This window comes from Ruegeria sp. R13_0 (genome assembly GCF_017743995.1).
Lineage (GTDB): Bacteria > Pseudomonadota > Alphaproteobacteria > Rhodobacterales > Rhodobacteraceae > Ruegeria.
The window spans coordinates 1-1,886 of the sequence record NZ_JAGHRB010000044.1 but is presented as its reverse complement, the minus strand read 5'-3'; the positions used below and the strand labels follow the sequence as shown (position 1 = coordinate 1,886).

Here is a 1,886-nt window from a genome sequence, read left to right as displayed (position 1 = left end):
GGAGGAAATTGATGTCGATTAAAGAACCGTTTACGGATTTGGACATTAAGACCGCGGATAGCGGTTTTTATGAGAATAACAGCGTTCCGATTGCGCTGATCAGTAAGGGTGTCATGGTCGCCCTTGTGCTTTGGGCGCTGATCTTTCCGGCGAACGCGAATAGCACTCTGGGCAGCTGGAACTCTCAGCTTCTGGAGGTTTTCAACAGCTTCTACGTGATCATCGTAGGGCTGTTTTTCTTCTTTTTGGCCATCGTCGCGCTGATCCCGGCCACGGGTAAGCGCGTGATGGGCACGCCCGGGGAAAAGCCCGAGTTCTCGAACTTCTCGTGGTTTTCGATGATGTTCGGCGCCGGTCTGGGTGTGGGCCTGATGGTGTTCGCCACTGCCGAGCCTCTGGGCCTATGGGGTTCGAACCCCGTGGTTGTCGCGGGCGACGTGCCGGGCAATGAGCCCGAGGCGGTCCAGTCGGCCTATCGCTACACCTATCTGCACTACGGCTTCCATGCCTGGGCAATCTACGTGGTGACCGGCCTGTCGCTGGCCTATTACGCCTATACGCGCAACATGCCGCTGACCATCCGCGCCGCGCTGACGCCGCTGTTCGGCAAGCTTTTGAACGGCTTCCTGGGCCATGTGGTCGACGTGCTGGGCGTTGTGGCCACGATCCTGGGTGTGTCGGTCACCATCGGCTATGGCATCAGCCAGTTCATTGACGGTGTCTATGCGATCACCGGCATGGAGTGGGTCATGGATCTGGGCGGCGAAGTGCCGACCCCGTCGAAGGTTGGCCTGATTGCAGGTCTGCTGGTGATCATGGGCCTGTCGATCATCTCGGCTGTTTCAGGTGTTGGCCGGGGCGTGAAGTACCTGTCGAACCTGAACCTGGTTCTGTCGATCATCCTGCTGGGCACATTTGTCGTCTTCGGCTCGTTCGTCTTTGCCATGACCACCTATGGCACCGCGATGGTGGATTACATCCTGCACTTCCTGTCGCTGAGCTTTGGCGCCTATGGTCCGCTCTCGGCCGAGGCATTTGCGGCGGCTCTGCCGGCCGAAGCTCAGGCGCACGCGGATGCCCTGATGGGTGGCGCAACCAATGCCTGGGGCAGCTATGACGGCTTCAAGAGCGGTCTGGAAGGCGCAGCAGCGGAACTGGATGAGGCCACTCTGGCCGCAGCCTATGCCGCCGGTGAGCAGGGTCGTCAGTTTGGCTGGCAGGCAGGCTGGACCACGTTCTACTGGGCCTGGTGGATTGCGTTCTCGCCCTTTGTGGGCCTGTTCCTGGCGCGCATCTCGAAGGGTCGCACCGTGCGTGAGTTCATCCTGGGCTGCGTCTTCGCACCGGCGCTGGTCTGTTTTGCCTGGATGACGGTTCTGGGTGGCACCGCGATCGATCTGGAACTGGCCGGTGAAGCCGGAGGCGCGATCATCGGGGCATCGAACACCAACAAGCTGTTCGTGACGCTGTCCTACATGATCGACGGTGGTCTGCTGTCGATGCTGAACGTGATGTGCGTTGTGCTGATCATGACCTTCCTGGTGACCTCGGCGGATTCGGGCATCCTGGTGATGAACACGATCATGTCGGGCGGCAGCCAGGAGACAGGCATCAAGCACCGCATCATCTGGGGTCTGATCCTGACAGCTGTGATCGGCGCGCTGATCCTTGCGGCGGGTGACAACAACCCGCTGGACGCTCTGCGCAACGCGATGATCATCGGCGCACTGCCGTTTACCATGGTGATGGGCCTGATGATGGTCTCCCTCGCCAAGGCGCTGTTCCGCGATGGCCAACGTGACAAACACGCCGCCACAACGCAGGCTGCGGAATAAACACACCTAATCCCAAACAATCCAAGCGCCGCCCAAAAAGGGCGGCGCTTT

General features: G+C 60.1%; 1 protein-coding gene. It reads left to right on the top strand.

The window, feature by feature from the left end:
* The first annotated feature begins 11 nt into the window (after nt 1–11).
* Nucleotides 12–1,835 (top strand): BCCT family transporter, encoded by a 1,824-nt coding sequence (locus tag J7394_RS22730; protein ID WP_209256236.1) that lies wholly within the window; start codon nt 12–14, stop codon nt 1,833–1,835.
* Nucleotides 1,836–1,886: the final 51 nt, after the last annotated feature.

Coding starts and splice junctions, on each gene's coding strand:
- J7394_RS22730 (WP_209256236.1), top strand. CDS start 12: ATGTCGATTAAAGAACCGTTTACGGATTTGGACATTAAGACCGCGGAT.